The sequence below is a fragment of the Novosphingobium sp. SL115 genome (assembly GCF_026672515.1).
In the GTDB taxonomy this organism is placed as follows: domain Bacteria; phylum Pseudomonadota; class Alphaproteobacteria; order Sphingomonadales; family Sphingomonadaceae; genus Novosphingobium.
Genome location: NZ_JAPPRG010000002.1, coordinates 1429852 through 1442878, shown reverse-complemented (window position 1 = coordinate 1442878; position 13027 = coordinate 1429852). Strand labels below are relative to the sequence as shown.

General features: G+C 61.1%; 17 protein-coding genes, 1 tRNA gene and 1 pseudogene. 9 read left to right on the top strand and 10 right to left on the bottom strand.

What is annotated here, in order from left to right; all coding sequences use genetic code 11:
* Nucleotides 1-30 precede the first annotated feature (30 nt).
* The 7 genes from OVA07_RS08450 (at nt 31) to OVA07_RS08420 (ending at nt 6684) form a co-directional block, all read left to right on the top strand.
* Nucleotides 31-1542, top strand: a complete 1512-nt coding sequence (locus OVA07_RS08450) for a flavin-containing monooxygenase (protein ID WP_268171007.1) — start codon at nt 31-33, stop codon at nt 1540-1542.
* A gap of 40 nt (nt 1543-1582) precedes the next feature.
* Complete coding sequence (locus tag OVA07_RS08445; protein WP_268171006.1) at nt 1583-2344, top strand: competence/damage-inducible protein A; 762 nt, start codon at nt 1583-1585, stop codon at nt 2342-2344.
* Between the two features lie 4 nt (nt 2345-2348).
* Nucleotides 2349-3104, top strand: a complete 756-nt coding sequence (locus OVA07_RS08440) for a peptidylprolyl isomerase (protein WP_268171005.1) — start codon at nt 2349-2351, stop codon at nt 3102-3104.
* A 10-nt stretch (nt 3105-3114) separates the two neighbouring features.
* Nucleotides 3115-3642, top strand: coding sequence for a hypothetical protein (locus tag OVA07_RS08435; RefSeq protein WP_268171004.1), 528 nt, complete (start codon nt 3115-3117; stop codon nt 3640-3642).
* Nucleotides 3643-3711: 69 nt separating this feature from the next.
* Nucleotides 3712-5205 carry a sensor histidine kinase gene (locus OVA07_RS08430; protein ID WP_268171003.1) on the top strand — a complete coding sequence of 498 codons (1494 nt, stop codon included), beginning with the start codon at nt 3712-3714 and terminating at the stop codon, nt 5203-5205.
* Nucleotides 5198-5644: a response regulator gene (locus OVA07_RS08425; protein WP_268171002.1), complete on the top strand. Its 447-nt coding sequence runs from the start codon at nt 5198-5200 to the stop codon at nt 5642-5644. Before OVA07_RS08430 ends, OVA07_RS08425 begins: the two co-directional genes overlap by 8 nt.
* Nucleotides 5641-6684 carry a response regulator gene (locus OVA07_RS08420; RefSeq protein ID WP_268171001.1) on the top strand — a complete coding sequence of 348 codons (1044 nt, stop codon included), beginning with the start codon at nt 5641-5643 and terminating at the stop codon, nt 6682-6684. The genes OVA07_RS08425 and OVA07_RS08420 overlap by 4 nt, the downstream gene beginning before the upstream one ends.
* Nucleotides 6685-6699: 15 nt before the next feature.
* On the opposite strand, the gene OVA07_RS08415 is transcribed toward OVA07_RS08420, so the two are convergent.
* From OVA07_RS08415 to secE, 5 genes are all read right to left on the bottom strand, one after another.
* Nucleotides 6700-6879: a hypothetical protein gene (locus tag OVA07_RS08415; RefSeq protein ID WP_268171000.1), complete on the bottom strand. Its 180-nt coding sequence runs from the start codon at nt 6877-6879 to the stop codon at nt 6700-6702.
* A gap of 89 nt (nt 6880-6968) precedes the next feature.
* The gene (gene rplA / locus OVA07_RS08410; protein WP_268170999.1) at nt 6969-7670 is read right to left on the bottom strand and encodes a 50S ribosomal protein L1; all 702 of its coding nucleotides are present in this window, start codon (nt 7668-7670) and stop codon (nt 6969-6971) included.
* A gap of 4 nt (nt 7671-7674) precedes the next feature.
* A complete protein-coding gene (rplK, locus tag OVA07_RS08405; RefSeq protein WP_268170998.1) occupies nt 7675-8106 on the bottom strand; it encodes a 50S ribosomal protein L11 in 432 nt (143 codons plus the stop codon).
* A gap of 158 nt (nt 8107-8264) precedes the next feature.
* On the bottom strand, nt 8265-8804 hold the full coding sequence (nusG, locus tag OVA07_RS08400; RefSeq protein ID WP_268170997.1) for a transcription termination/antitermination protein NusG: 540 nt from the start codon (nt 8802-8804) through the stop codon (nt 8265-8267).
* A gap of 38 nt (nt 8805-8842) precedes the next feature.
* Entirely contained in the window at nt 8843-9037 is a 195-nt protein-coding gene (secE, locus tag OVA07_RS08395; protein WP_268170996.1) for a preprotein translocase subunit SecE, read from the bottom strand.
* Nucleotides 9038-9329: 292 nt separating this feature from the next.
* Between secE and OVA07_RS08390 the strand changes: the two genes are divergently transcribed.
* The gene (locus OVA07_RS08390) at nt 9330-9812 is read left to right on the top strand and encodes a hypothetical protein (protein ID WP_268170995.1); all 483 of its coding nucleotides are present in this window, start codon (nt 9330-9332) and stop codon (nt 9810-9812) included.
* 187 nt (nt 9813-9999) lie between these two features.
* Here OVA07_RS08390 and OVA07_RS08385 read toward each other — a convergent pair.
* A tRNA-Trp gene (locus OVA07_RS08385) sits at nt 10000-10075 on the bottom strand.
* Between the two features lie 67 nt (nt 10076-10142).
* On the opposite strand from OVA07_RS08385, the gene aat reads away from it, so the two are divergent.
* The gene (gene aat, locus OVA07_RS08380) at nt 10143-10916 is read left to right on the top strand and encodes a leucyl/phenylalanyl-tRNA--protein transferase (RefSeq protein WP_268170994.1); all 774 of its coding nucleotides are present in this window, start codon (nt 10143-10145) and stop codon (nt 10914-10916) included.
* Nucleotides 10917-10951: 35 nt separating this feature from the next.
* Here aat and OVA07_RS08375 read toward each other — a convergent pair.
* The 4 genes and pseudogenes from OVA07_RS08375 to OVA07_RS08360 form a co-directional block, all read right to left on the bottom strand.
* Nucleotides 10952-11383, bottom strand: a pseudogene (locus tag OVA07_RS08375) (DUF2155 domain-containing protein); the annotation flags it as partial.
* On the bottom strand, nt 11383-11796 hold the full coding sequence (locus tag OVA07_RS08370; protein ID WP_268170993.1) for an NADH:ubiquinone oxidoreductase subunit NDUFA12: 414 nt from the start codon (nt 11794-11796) through the stop codon (nt 11383-11385). The gene OVA07_RS08370 and the pseudogene OVA07_RS08375, both read right to left, overlap by 1 nt.
* A 72-nt stretch (nt 11797-11868) precedes the next feature.
* A complete protein-coding gene (locus OVA07_RS08365) occupies nt 11869-12366 on the bottom strand; it encodes a DUF192 domain-containing protein (protein WP_268170992.1) in 498 nt (165 codons plus the stop codon).
* Nucleotides 12350-12958 carry a regulatory protein RecX gene (locus OVA07_RS08360; RefSeq protein WP_268170991.1) on the bottom strand — a complete coding sequence of 203 codons (609 nt, stop codon included), beginning with the start codon at nt 12956-12958 and terminating at the stop codon, nt 12350-12352. The genes OVA07_RS08365 and OVA07_RS08360 overlap by 17 nt, the downstream gene beginning before the upstream one ends.
* Between the last annotated feature and the right edge of the window lie 69 nt (nt 12959-13027).

Sequence of the window (13027 nt, the reverse complement as noted above, 5' to 3'; positions counted from 1 at the left end):
ATTTCTGTAAATAGAAACGGGAGAGAGCACATGGCCCCAGCACAAGACGCCATGGCGGATGTCGATGTTCTGATTGTTGGCGCGGGCATTTCCGGCATCGGGATGGCGGCGCACATGCGGATGCTGTCGCCTGATCGCAGCTTTGCCATTGTCGAACGCCGCAGCCAGATTGGCGGAACGTGGGACTTGTTCCGCTATCCCGGCGTGCGTTCGGACTCCGACATGCACACGCTGGGCTTCGTGTTCGAGCCTTGGCGGCATGAAAAATCCATCGCCGATGGCCCTTCGATCCTCGAATACCTGAACCGCATCGCGGACGAACGCGATATCCGCCGCCATATTCGCTTTGACAGCAAAGTGATCAGCGCCGATTTCGACAGCGCCGCTGCGCATTGGATCGTCACGCTGGAAGGCGAAGATGGTCAGCGTTCGCGCCTGACTGCGCGCTGGCTCTATCTCGGCTCAGGCTATTACGATTACGACAAGCCCTATGAAGCCGAATTTGCCGGACGTGACAGCTTCGCAGGCCAGATCATCCACCCGCAATTCTGGCCCGAAAACTTCGACTACACCGGCAAGCGCGTGGTGGTCATCGGATCGGGCGCAACGGCGGTCACCATCGTCCCGTCGATGGCTGACAAGGCCGCGCACGTCACCATGCTGCAACGCACGCCCACCTGGTATGGCATCCGCCCAGCACGCGATGGCATCGCCAATTTTCTGCGCAAGATTCTGCCCGATGAATTGGCCTATCGCATCACCCGGTTCAAAAACGTGCGCCTGCAAAACCTTGTGTTCAAACGCGCCCGCACCCAGCCCGAAAAGGTCAAGGCCTTCCTGACCAAACGCATCAAGGCCGCGCTGGGCGAAAAATACGACGCCAAGACCTTCACCCCGCCCTATGATCCATGGGATCAGCGCCTGTGCCTTGTGCCCGATGGCGATCTGTTCAAGGCGATCAATGCCGGGAAGGCCAGCATCGTCACCGATCATGTCGACCACTTCGATGAAACCGGCATCTGCCTGAAGTCGGGCCAGCATCTGGACGCCGACATCATCATCACCGCAACCGGTCTGAAAATGACCATGGCGGGCAAGATCGCGGTCAGCGTCGATGGTGTGCCGGTCGATTTCGCGGACCGCTATTATTACAAGGGCGTGATGTTCTCGAACCTGCCCAACCTTGCAGCGGTTTTCGGCTACCTCAACGCATCGTGGACCCTGCGCGCCGATATCAACGCCCGCTATATCTGCGATGTGCTGAACGCGATGAAGGCCAAAGGCGCGGACATCGCCGTGCCAAAACTGTCGCCCGCCCACAATCTGGACGAAGACAACATCTACGATTTCTCGTCCGGCTACATCAATCGCGCCCGCCACCTCCTGCCCAAAAGCGCCACAGATATGCGCTGGCGGCTCAATCAGGACTATGTGCGCGACCGGGTGTGGATGCGTGACGATCCGATAGAGGACGGCGTGCTCCAGCTTGGCAAAGCGCAGACCGCGGCACCGCACAAGCCTCAGCTTGAGGCAGTGGAATAGCGCTTTTGCCTGTGCCATCCATGGGGTATCCCTGCGCGCGATGACTGACGAATCCCGCATATGGACTGCCGCCCTGATCGTTGTCGGCGATGAAATCCTGTCTGGCCGCACCCATGACAAGAACATCGCGCAAGTCGCCTCGTGGCTTGGCATTCAGGGCATTCGCCTGCGCGAAGTGCGGGTGGTGCCCGATGATACCGACGCCATCGTCGAAGCGGTTAACGCTTTGCGGGCGCGCAACGATTACCTGTTCACCACCGGCGGCATTGGCCCCACCCATGACGATATCACGGTCGATGCCGTGGCTGCGGCACTGGGCGTGGATGTGGTGATCCACCCCAAGGCGCGCGCCATTCTGGAAAGCTATTACGCCACGCGCGGGGGCCTCAACGACGCCCGCCTGCGCATGGCCCGTGTGCCCGATGGCGCAGACCTGATCGAAAACAAGGTTTCAGGCGCGCCTGGCATCCGCATCGGCAACGTGTTTCTTATGGCGGGCGTGCCGGGTATCACCGCGCAGATGCTGGACGGGTTGACCGGCCAGTTGGAAGGCGGTTTGCCTCTGCTGTCCACCACGGTCGGCTGCTGGGTGGCCGAAAGCGAGATTGCGGACTTGCTGCGCGAAACCGAAAAGGCTTTCGATGGCTGCCAGATCGGCAGCTATCCTTTTTTCCGCGAAGGCAAGACCGGTGCAAATTTCGTCATCCGCTCGGTCAGCGATGAGCAGCTCGCCGCCTGCGCGCAGGCACTGGAACAGGGGCTTGCCGCACTGGGACGCGCGCCTGTTGCAGGGGGTATCTAAAGCCATGCAGTTCACCCGCCGCATCGCCCTGCTTACCCCGCTTGCCGCTCTGCTCGTGGCCGCAGCCCCGCCCAAAAAGCGCGTAGCCGCCCCGCCGCGCACGGCTGTTCCGGCCTATCCCGCGCCATCAAAGGCCCCTTTGCCCGAAAAGGTGCGCGTGGCGCTCACCACCGAAGCCGGGCTGATCGTGGTGGAACTGGACGTGAAACATGCGCCTGCCAGCGCCACCAACTTCGTCCGTTATGCCGAAACCCGGCGGTTTGACGGCACCGTGTTCTATCGCGCCATGCATCTGGCGTGGGGGCAGCAGCCCAATGGCCTGATTCAGGCCGGCACTCGTGGCGATCCCCGACGCAACCTGCCGCCCATCGCACACGAACCCACGGACCAGACCGGCATTCTGCACAAGGCGGGCACGCTTTCCATGGCCCGCTATGCCCCCGGCACCGCCACCGGTGATTTTTCAATTATGGTGTCCGATCAGCCCGGCCTTGACGCCCAGCCTGAATCTGCCGATCCCGAAGCCAAGGCCGGTTACGCCGCTTTTGGGCAAGTGGTTGAAGGGATGGATGTGGTGAAGGCCATCTTCGCCGCGCCCATTTCGGAGACCGAAGGCGAAGGTATTATGCGCGGGCAAATCCTTGCAAAGCCTGTCAAAATTATCGCTGCGCGGCGCTTGCCCGATACTGCCCCAGCGCCAGTTGCGTCCCCAGTGCCGGCCAGCACCGCTGCCGCGCCACAGCCCGGCACCGCTTTCTGACATGCGCCTGATGGCGCTGGCAACGCTCGCCCTAGGCGGCTGCGCCAGTCCGCAACTGCCGCACTTCCAAGCTGTGCTTGCGGCAAATGACAGCGCCACTGCAGCGCTAGGTCAATGGTGCGCGGTGCACGGCATAGCCGACCCCCCGGTAATTCGTGCGCAGGCAGATCGCGCCGCCGTTTTGCCTCCGACGGCCGATATTCGCGCCGCACTCGGAATCAGCCCCCAAGAGCCTGTGGGCTACCGACATGTTCAACTTTTTTGCGGGAAAACAGTGCTTTCCGTGGCGCATAACTGGTATGTTCCAAAACGCCTCGAATCGCACATGAACCACACTTTGCAGACCACGGATGTCCCGTTTGGCAAGGTTGTGGCGCCGCTGAAATTCCGTCGCGAACGACGGGCAGAACAGCGCGGGGGTATGGCGGGTTGCCCCGCCCAAACCATCCTTTCCCACCGCGCCATCTTGCGCCTGCCCGACGGAAATCCAATCAGCCTTGTGGTGGAATGCTACACCCGTAGCAATCTTGTGAAATAATTTCGTCACGCGTGGGAACCTTCCCTTCCCCGGCGCGTTGGTCGTGCTGATCCGGGGGAAATCGTCCACATGCCAGCAACGCCGACTTTCGCGTTTTCGCGTAGTGCGAAAACCAACCGGCTGGTGCTGGTCCTGCTCAGCGTTGGGTTTGCCGCGCTGTTTGCCGCAATCATCGCGGTTGTCATGGTGCAGCAGCAGGTCGAAGAAGACACCTTCTGGGTGGAACATACGCTCGACGTTGAAACATCACTGAACAAATTCATCCGCCATGCCGAACGCACCGAAACCGCCCGGCGCGGCGTTTTGCTGACGCCGGGCGCATCGTCCTTCGTGAAGATCGCGGAGCGCGGCATTGCCGACACCCGCGCCGAGCTTGAAAACCTTGAGGCTCGCTTGCGGGACAACCCTCGCCAGATTGCAGCGCTGGGCAGCCTGCGCGAAAAGCTGGATCGCTATGAAGCTCTGGTCCGGCAATCCATGGCCGATGCACGACGCGGCAAAATTGCCCCTAAAGACCTGAACACCGATCCAACCGTCGTGCTGATGCGCGAAATCCGCGTGGATTCGGACGCAATGATTGCCAGCGAAGGCACTTTGCTGCGTAAGCGCAATGACCAGCAGGAACAGACCCGCAAGCTGCTTTACGCCATGCTGGCGCTATGCGGCTTGCTGATTGTAACGGTCAGCATCGGCGCCGTCCTGCTGATCCGCCGCAATATTCGTGAAATCGACGCATCCCGGCGCGAACTGCACGATCTGAACCAGCAACTGGAAACGCTGGTGGATGAACGCACTGCCGAATTGCAACGCGCCAACGCCGAAATCCAGCGTTTTGCCTATATCGTCAGCCATGATCTGCGCTCGCCGCTGGTCAATGTGATGGGCTTCACGGCCGAACTTGATGCCGCACGCAAGGCCATCAGCGATCACATGCTGAGCACCGATACCGAAAGCCTGCCAAAGGCCGTGCGTTTTGCGGTTGAGGAAGACCTGCCCGAAGCCATCGGCTTCATCCGCAGTTCCACCCAGAAGATGGATCGCCTGATAAATGCGATCCTGCGGCTTTCGCGCGAAGGCCGCCGCACGATTGCACCAGTCGATATCGACCTTGGCGAACTGGTGCGCGGCGTGGCCGATTCCCTGCGCCACAGGATCGATGAAACCGGCACCACGCTGACCATCGGCGCATTGCCACGGATCGAGAGCGACCGTCTGGCTATCGAACAGATTCTGTCGAACCTGATCGAAAACGCCCTGAAGTATCTGCAACCGGGCCGCCCCGGCGAAATTCGCGTCGAAGGGCGCGAAATCCATGGCCGGGCCGTGATTACTGTGCGCGACAATGGACGCGGAATTGATCCGCGCGATCATGAACGGATTTTCGATCTTTTCCGCCGTTCTGGCCAACAGGACCAGCCCGGTGAAGGGATCGGCCTTGCGCATGTTCGCGCGCTTGCATACCGGTTGGGCGGGCTTGTAGAGGTTTCGTCTGCAACCGGTGAAGGATCAACCTTCACCGTGTCCCTGCCCTTGCGTTTCCAAGCCGGAGAATCTGATGTCTGATCCACTCGCCGTCAACATCGTCATGATCGAAGACGACGAAGGCCATGCCCGGCTGATCGAAAAGAACATCCGTCGCGCCGGTATCTCGAACTCGATTCGCCATTTCACCGATGGCACCACCGCGCTGAACTATCTTTACGAAGACCCCCACGGCCCGGCCCGCAATGGTCCTGCACTGGTGCTGCTCGACCTGAACCTGCCGGATATGAGCGGGATCGACATTCTGGCCCGGATCAAGGGCGATGGAAAACTGCGTCGCACCCCGGTTGTGGTTCTGACCACCACTGACGACAAGGTGGAAATCCAGCGCTGTTATGATCTGGGCTGCAACGTCTATATCACCAAGCCGGTCAACTACGAAAACTTCGCCGACGCCATTCGCCAGCTCGGCCTGTTCCTCTCGGTCATCCAGGTGCCGGATGCAGAGGGGGCCGCTTGACCGAAGCTGTTACGCGCCTTCTCTACATTGATGATGACCCGGCGCTCAGGCGCCTCGTCGAACGCCGTCTGCGCAACGGCGGCTATGTCGTCACGCAGGCTGCGGACGGACACGAAGGCCTGCAACTGGCCGCCACGGCCACGTTCGATGTGGTCGCGGTGGATCACCACATGCCCGGCATGGACGGCATGGAAACGCTGACTGCGTTGCGTGCCCTGCCTGATTGTCCGCCGATCGTCTATGTCACCGGTGCCGACGATGGCCGCCTTGCCGTTGCCGCCTTGCGCGCGGGTGCAGACGATTACGTCGTCAAGACCGTGGGCGAGGACTTCATCGAACTGTTGCAGACCGCATTTGCACAGGCGCTGGATCGGGTGCGGCTGCGCAAGGCAAAAGAGCGTGCCGAACAGGATCTGATCGCCAGCAACGAACGTCTCGCCGCCCTGCTGCGCGAGGTCAACCACCGCGTCGCCAACAACCTGCAGATGACGATGAGCTTCATCGGCATGCAGGCATCTGTCCTGCCCGAAGGTGAAGCGCGCAATGCCCTGCTCGCCTCGCAACAGCGCATCGGCGCCATCGCACAGGTCAACCGCCACCTCTATGCCACCGGCAATGTGGAAAGCGTGGCGATGGACGATTACCTGCCCGGCCTTGCCCGCGATCTGGCCGATACATGGTCCACCCCTGCTGCCCCACGCCGCGTGATTGCCCATGCCGACGCGGTGGAATTGCAGACTGATCAAGCGGTGACGCTGGGCATCATCATCTGCGAACTGGTCGCCAATTCCTGCAAATATGCCTATCCGTCAGATGCTTCAGGCGACATTCGCGTGTTCCTTCAACGCATGGATGAAGACGGCGGAATGTTGCTGACGGTCGAGGACGATGGCCTTGGCCTGTGCTCATCCCCTACGATCAAGGGCACAGGGCTGGGTCAGAAACTGGTCAAGGCCATGGCCCGCGGTCTTGGCACAGTCCCGCAAATAGACCCCGACCACAAGGGGCTGCGCGTGACCATCCAATTCAAGCTGCGCTGACTTTTCAGCGAAAGCTTATTCACCGTTCACAAGCGTCCAGTCCCCCGCGGTTGAAGCCAGCGCCGCCTGCGCATAGGCTTCCAGTTCGCGCCAATGGCGGTCCCAGCCCGGACCGCGCTTTTCTGGCGGGATCACGGCTTCCACTTGGCTACGGGCAAGGGTGACCGGGTTCTGTGGCGCGTCATTGTCTGGCATCGCCCGCTCCTAACCCACCTTGGCGCACATAAAAAGGGCCGGAGAGGTTTCCCTCCCCGGCCTTCTTTTTGCATTGCTGCAAGGCTTGATTAGCCGCCGTGAACCTGTGCCACGTCAACCTTCAGGCCTGGCCCCATCGACGACGACAGGCCAACCTTGCGCACATACTTGCCCTTGGCGCCAGCAGGCTTCGCCTTGACGATGGCGTCAACGAAAGCGTCGAAGTTGGCGCGCAGCGCTTCGTCCGAGAACGAGAGCTTGCCGATACCGCCGTGAATGATGCCGGCCTTTTCGACGCGGAATTCGATCTGGCCGCTCTTGGCTGCCTTGACCGCATCGGCGACGTTCGGGGTAACCGTGCCAAGCTTCGGGTTCGGCATCAGGCCCTTGGGACCAAGCACCTTGCCGAGACGGCCAACGATACCCATCATGTCCGGCGTCGCGATCACACGGCCATAGTCGAGGTTGCCGTTCTGCATGTCTTCCAGCAGGTCTTCGGCACCAACCTTGTCGGCACCAGCGGCAAGCGCGGCTTCAGCCTTGTCGCCGCGTGCGAACACGGCAACCTTGACGTCCTTGCCCGTGCCCGACGGCAGGGTCACCATGCCACGGACCATCTGGTCGGCGTGACGCGGATCTACGCCAAGGTTCAGCGAGATTTCGAGGCTTTCGTCGAACTTCGCGCTCTTCAGATCCTTGAGCAGCGCGATGGCTTCGTCGATTGCATAGAGCTTCTGGTTGTCGCCCAGCTTTTCAGTCAGCGACTTCTGCTTCTTGGTCAGGTTGGCCATGTTCTCAGCCCTCCACCACGGTAAGGCCCATCGCGCGAGCGGAGCCTTCGATGATCTTCGTTGCGGCGTCGATGTCGTTCGCGTTCAGGTCCTTCATCTTGGCCTGAGCGATTTCAGCAAGCTGCGAACGCTTGATCGTGCCAGCCGATTCCTTGCCAGGAGCCTTCGAACCCGACTTCAGACCTGCGGCCTTCTTGATGAAGAAGGTTGCCGGCGGGGTCTTGGTGACGAACGTGAACGAACGGTCGGCATAGACGGTAATCACTGTCGGCAGGGGGGTGCCCTTTTCGACTTCCTGCGTGGCAGCGTTGAACTGCTTGCAGAATTCCATGATGTTCACGCCGCGCTGACCCAGCGCAGGACCGATCGGCGGAGCGGGCTTTGCTTCACCGGCTGCAACCTGCAGCTTGATATAGCCTTCAATTTTCTTGGCCACGATTGGCCTCCTTTCTTCCTGTCGGGAGCCAAAGCTCCCTCAGAGTGAGCGGTCAAACGCTCCGAAAAATCGGAACTCCCGCACGGAATCACCGCCCTTTCAGGCAGCGAAGGGCGGGCCGATAAGGCTATCGGCCCGTAAATGCAAGTGTTGCGAGATCAGCCGCGAACCAGTTCGACTTCTTCGAAGCCCAGTTCCACTGGCGTTGCACGACCAAAGATCGACACCGAAACCTTCACGCGGCTCTTGTCGAAGTCCAGTTCCTCGACAATGCCGTTGAACGTGGCGAACGGACCAGCGTTGACCTTGACCGAATCGCCGATTTCGTAGTCGACCACCACGCTCTTGCGCGGTTCGGCAGCAGCCTGTTCGCGCGCGCCGAAATAGCGGGCAGCTTCCTTGTCGGAAATCGGCTGCGGCTTGCTGTTGGTTCCCAGAAAACCAGTCACCTTCGGGGTGTTCTTGACCAGGTGATAGATGTCGTCGTTCATCGCCAGCTTGGCCAGAACATAGCCGGGCATGAACTTGCGTTCGACCTGAACCTTCTTGCCGCGCTTCACCTCAGTCACGGTTTCGGTGGGCACTTCCACCGATTCGACAAGCTGCGAAAGGCCAATGCGTTCAGCTTCGGCGATGATCGCGTCACGAACCTTGTTCTCGAAACCGGAATAGGCGTGGATGATGTACCAGCGGGCCATATGTCTCTCTTTGGTCCTGTAAGTGGCAGTTGCGGCGATCAGGCCAGCGACAGCAGGAACTTAACGGCCATGCCGAAAAGCGAATCGATGCCAAGGAAGAACACCGCCAGAATCAGCATCATGATGCCGACGAAAATGGCGGTCGTGGTGGTTTCCTGGCGTGTGGGCCAGACGACCTTGCGCGCTTCGGCCTTCACCTGATTGAAGAACTCACCGGGGCTGGTCTTCGCCATTGCTCAACGCCTTGCTTGGTCGGCTTTACGCCGCAAATGAAACTCGCTTCTTCCGCCTAGGGGATATCGCCGCCCCGGACAGGTCCGGGAGGGGCAGGCGATTTTCCGATGTCGGAAGTTCCTGTCATTTAGTCCCCTCCCCCCAGATTGGCAAGGCCCCCGCAGATTCGGAAATCACGACGAAGCGCCCGTCGTTCTGGCCAGAGCGCAGGCGTGGCAGGAACGGGGCGGACTGGGGCGAGTTTCCTTTGCACACTCCACGGGGAAATGACGGGGGTTTGAAAGGATGCATATGATGAACAAGGCTTTTCTCCCGCTTGCCTCGATCGCCGCGCTGACCGTGGCAACGGTCGCTCATGGCCAGAACGCCAGTGCAGACGTCAACGCCAGCGCATCGACTCAGACCACGACCCAGGCCCAGAGCGGCAACGCCACAACAGGCGCGGGGATCGGCGGTGGTGTGAATGCCACCGCGCAGGCCCAGCGCACTGATCCCGACAAGGATATCGGCAAGGATATCGGCGCGGACGTTTCAGGGGCGGCACAGATGCGCAACGAAACCCGCACCGCCGGCAAGGTTGAAAATCCCGGCAAGATCAAGCGTGGAACCATGGATGACGTCGCCACATCCGGCGCTGTTGATTCGGCCACTTCGGCAGGCGGCAACCTGAACGGCGCGCTTCACGGCAACGGCCACGGTGCAGCAGGAGCGGTGGGCGCAGGGGCAGTTGGCCGGACGACGGGTGCCGTAGGCGGTGTGCTTGGCGGCAACTGACGTAAGTTTCTGGCATCTTCGCAAAACGCTATGGCTTTGCGGATTGCTTGGACATAAGCTTGCGACTTTCTCAAGCGAACCAGACGCATGAGACAGGACTTGGGGCGGGCGCACGGCGTTCCGCCCCATTTTTTCTGGTGATATGGAAATGGCAACCCGCGCCCTGAACTTCCCGTTCAGGGGCGAGTGGCAGGAGTGGGGGGACTCGAACCCACGGCCCTCGGTTTTGGAGACCGATGCTCTACCAACTGAGCTACACTCCTGTGCTCGGCACGCCCCTTAGAGGGTTGACGCGGGGGATGCAACCGACCGAAACACATTCTTGAAATTATGTCTCGCAACGAACCTCACGCCATTCCGCCCCAGCTTCTGCTCAAGGCTTATCGTGCCGGAATTTTCCCGATGGCCGACAGCCGTGATGATCCCGAAGTTTTCTGGGTGGAGCCACGACTGCGCGCAATTCTGCCGCTGGATGGCTTTCACCTGTCCAAATCGCTGGCGCGCACGTTGCGGCGCGGGCGCTTTACCGTCACCTGCAACGGCGCATTCGAAGCGGTGATCGATGCCTGCGCCGCGCCGCGCGCCGGGGCTGATGAAAGCTGGATCAGCACGCGCATCCGCGAAAGTTATATCGGGCTATTCGAACGCGGCCATGCCCATTCCATCGAATGCTGGCGCGATGGTCGTCTGGTTGGTGGCCTTTATGGCGTAGGTTTTGCCCGCGTGTTCTGCGGCGAATCGATGTTCAGCCGCGAAGCGGACGCATCAAAAGTGGCGCTGGCGTGGCTGGTCGCATCACTGCGGCGGGTTGGAGCCGAGTTGCTGGATTGCCAGTTCAGCACCACCCACCTGACGTCGCTGGGCGCGATCGAAATTCCCCAAAGCCAGTATCTGCAACTGCTGTCGCAGGCGCAGCGAGCCTATTCTTCTGGCGAACTGGCCACCGCGCGCGCGCTGGCCGAAGAACTGGGTGATGGTGTGGGCGCAGGCGAAGCGCCCGCTGGACTGGGGCTTCCGGCAGGCTTTGCCGCGCTGCGATCAGGCGCCTTTGCCTCATCCTCGCCAGGGAACGTCATCGCGCAGTCCTTGACCCAGACGTCATAGACCGGATGTTCAACCACGTTGAGCGACGGCGCATTGCGGAACACCCAGCCCGAAAAGACCTTGCGCCATGCCAGCGGCTGATCGGTCGTCTGACGTTCTTCCACAAAAAGCTGCACGAAAGCCCCGATTTCCGGCGGGTCTTCCCACGGCGCGGTCTTCTCGCACGTTGCCAGTTTGACAATAGCATTGCCAATGCGGCGTGATTCGCCGCTTTTCAGCACCACATCCTGCGTGATGTTGTTGCGTTTGTTAAGAAAGCCCAGCGTGGCCACGCGGTCTTTTACCGGCGTGCCGAACGCGCTTTCCACCACAGCGCCCGATGCCGTGGCCACTGCCGAACCGGTTTCTGTCGCTTCGGGCGGAGGCGGAGCAGACTTTTCAGCGCCACACCCCGCAAGCGCAGCACACAGCCCCAGCGTTCCCGCCAGCAGCAGCCCGCGAACAACCGGCGCGGAAGCGGAAATCATCAGGCTTCCGGAACCCAGGCTTCGTAATCACCCGTCGCGGCAGCGCGTTTGCCCCCACGTTCGAGCGCGCCCTGCGGACGATAGGCCGATGACGTACCGGTGACATTCGGGGTAAAATCAGCTTCCCAGATGCGGGCCGGCGGCAGATTGCTTTCAGGCACGCTGTCAAAGCTGCCGTGCAGCCAGCCATGCCATTCGGCAGGCACCCGGCTGGCATCGTTTGCGCCGTTGTAGATTACCCAGCGGCGTTCCCGCCCGGCAAAAGGATGCCCCTTGGGATAAGGCTTCTTGGCGCGGTAATACTTGTTACCCTGCGCGTCGGTGCCGACATGTTCGCCATTACGCGCACTGTCCAGCATGGTGCCAAAGGTGGCGCCGTCCCACCAGGTGAAGATCTTGCCGAGGATGCTCATGGTGCCCGCGCTTAGCCTCTGTCAGGGGGAACAGGCAAGCGCGTAGATGCGCTGGCCACGACCTTGTTGCGATTACCAGCCAACTTTGTCGCCCGGCTTGATACCCAGTCTCGCCGCCAGCCCGCCATTGATTTCCAGCACGGCCAGCGTCGGCCCGGCCGCGGGCAGCGGCGTTTCATCATATGGCACCGCATTGGCGGCAATATTCATGATTCGCCCGTCCAGCCCGATGAAAATGATATCCAGCGGAATAACTGTATTGCGCATCCAGAAAGCGGCGCGGTCAGGCGGGCTGCGCAGGAAGATCATCGCCTCGCCATCGCCCAGTTGGGTGCGAAACATCAGTCCGCGCGCCTGCTCCTGCGCAGATTTCGCCACTTCGGACCGGAAAACGTGGGATTTGCCCCCGCCCGACACCATAACCTGCGTGATTGCAAGGCCGGAAACCGGATGAACTGCCGGTGCCGCATTTTGCTTTGGCGCAGCAGTGCCCGCATCCGCCGTGCCCGACGTGCAGCCGCTGACCAGCGCCAGCGCGGCAAAGACGGCAAACCTAATCGGGTATTTCATCGATCCATTCATCCAGCACCTGTTCCGATACGGCATTCACCACCTTGCGCGCGTAATCAAGACAGTGGCCTGCGCGCAACAAGGCAGCCACCTGCTTTTCGCGCGTTGCCGGATCAAGTCCAGCGCCTTCACCTCGCCCTTCACGCGCAAACGGGCCGAACCGCCGCTTGCGTGCCATGGTCAGTGCCGCCTGCCGCCGCTGCGCCTCGGTGCCGCGCGCCTCATCGCGCAGGTCCTCGGCAATGCCCGCAGCGCCCAGCGTCTGGTCGATACGCCGCGCGCCATAGCCGCGCCGCATCAGTCCGTGAGCCTTGGCCCGCGCAAAACCTGCATCATCGACATAGCCCGCCGCCACGAACTTCTCGATCAGCGAATCGATATCGGGCGCGGCCTCGCCTTCCCATCCCCGCTCGCGCAGTTTGCGCCGCAAATATATGGCCAGCTTGCCTGCGCTGGTGGCAAAGCGTGCGACATAGGCCAGCCCCATTTCATTCAGGCGCGCGGCATCAAGCGGGCGCGGCACGCGCCGTTCGCGGGCCACATCGCTGCTATTGCCATCGTTATCGCGGCCATAAGGGGAATTGCGGTTCATCCGCCACATTCGTGCCACAGTCCACGTTAAATGAGAACGTCCGAGCCGTGGCGTTGTTGTATTTGCGTC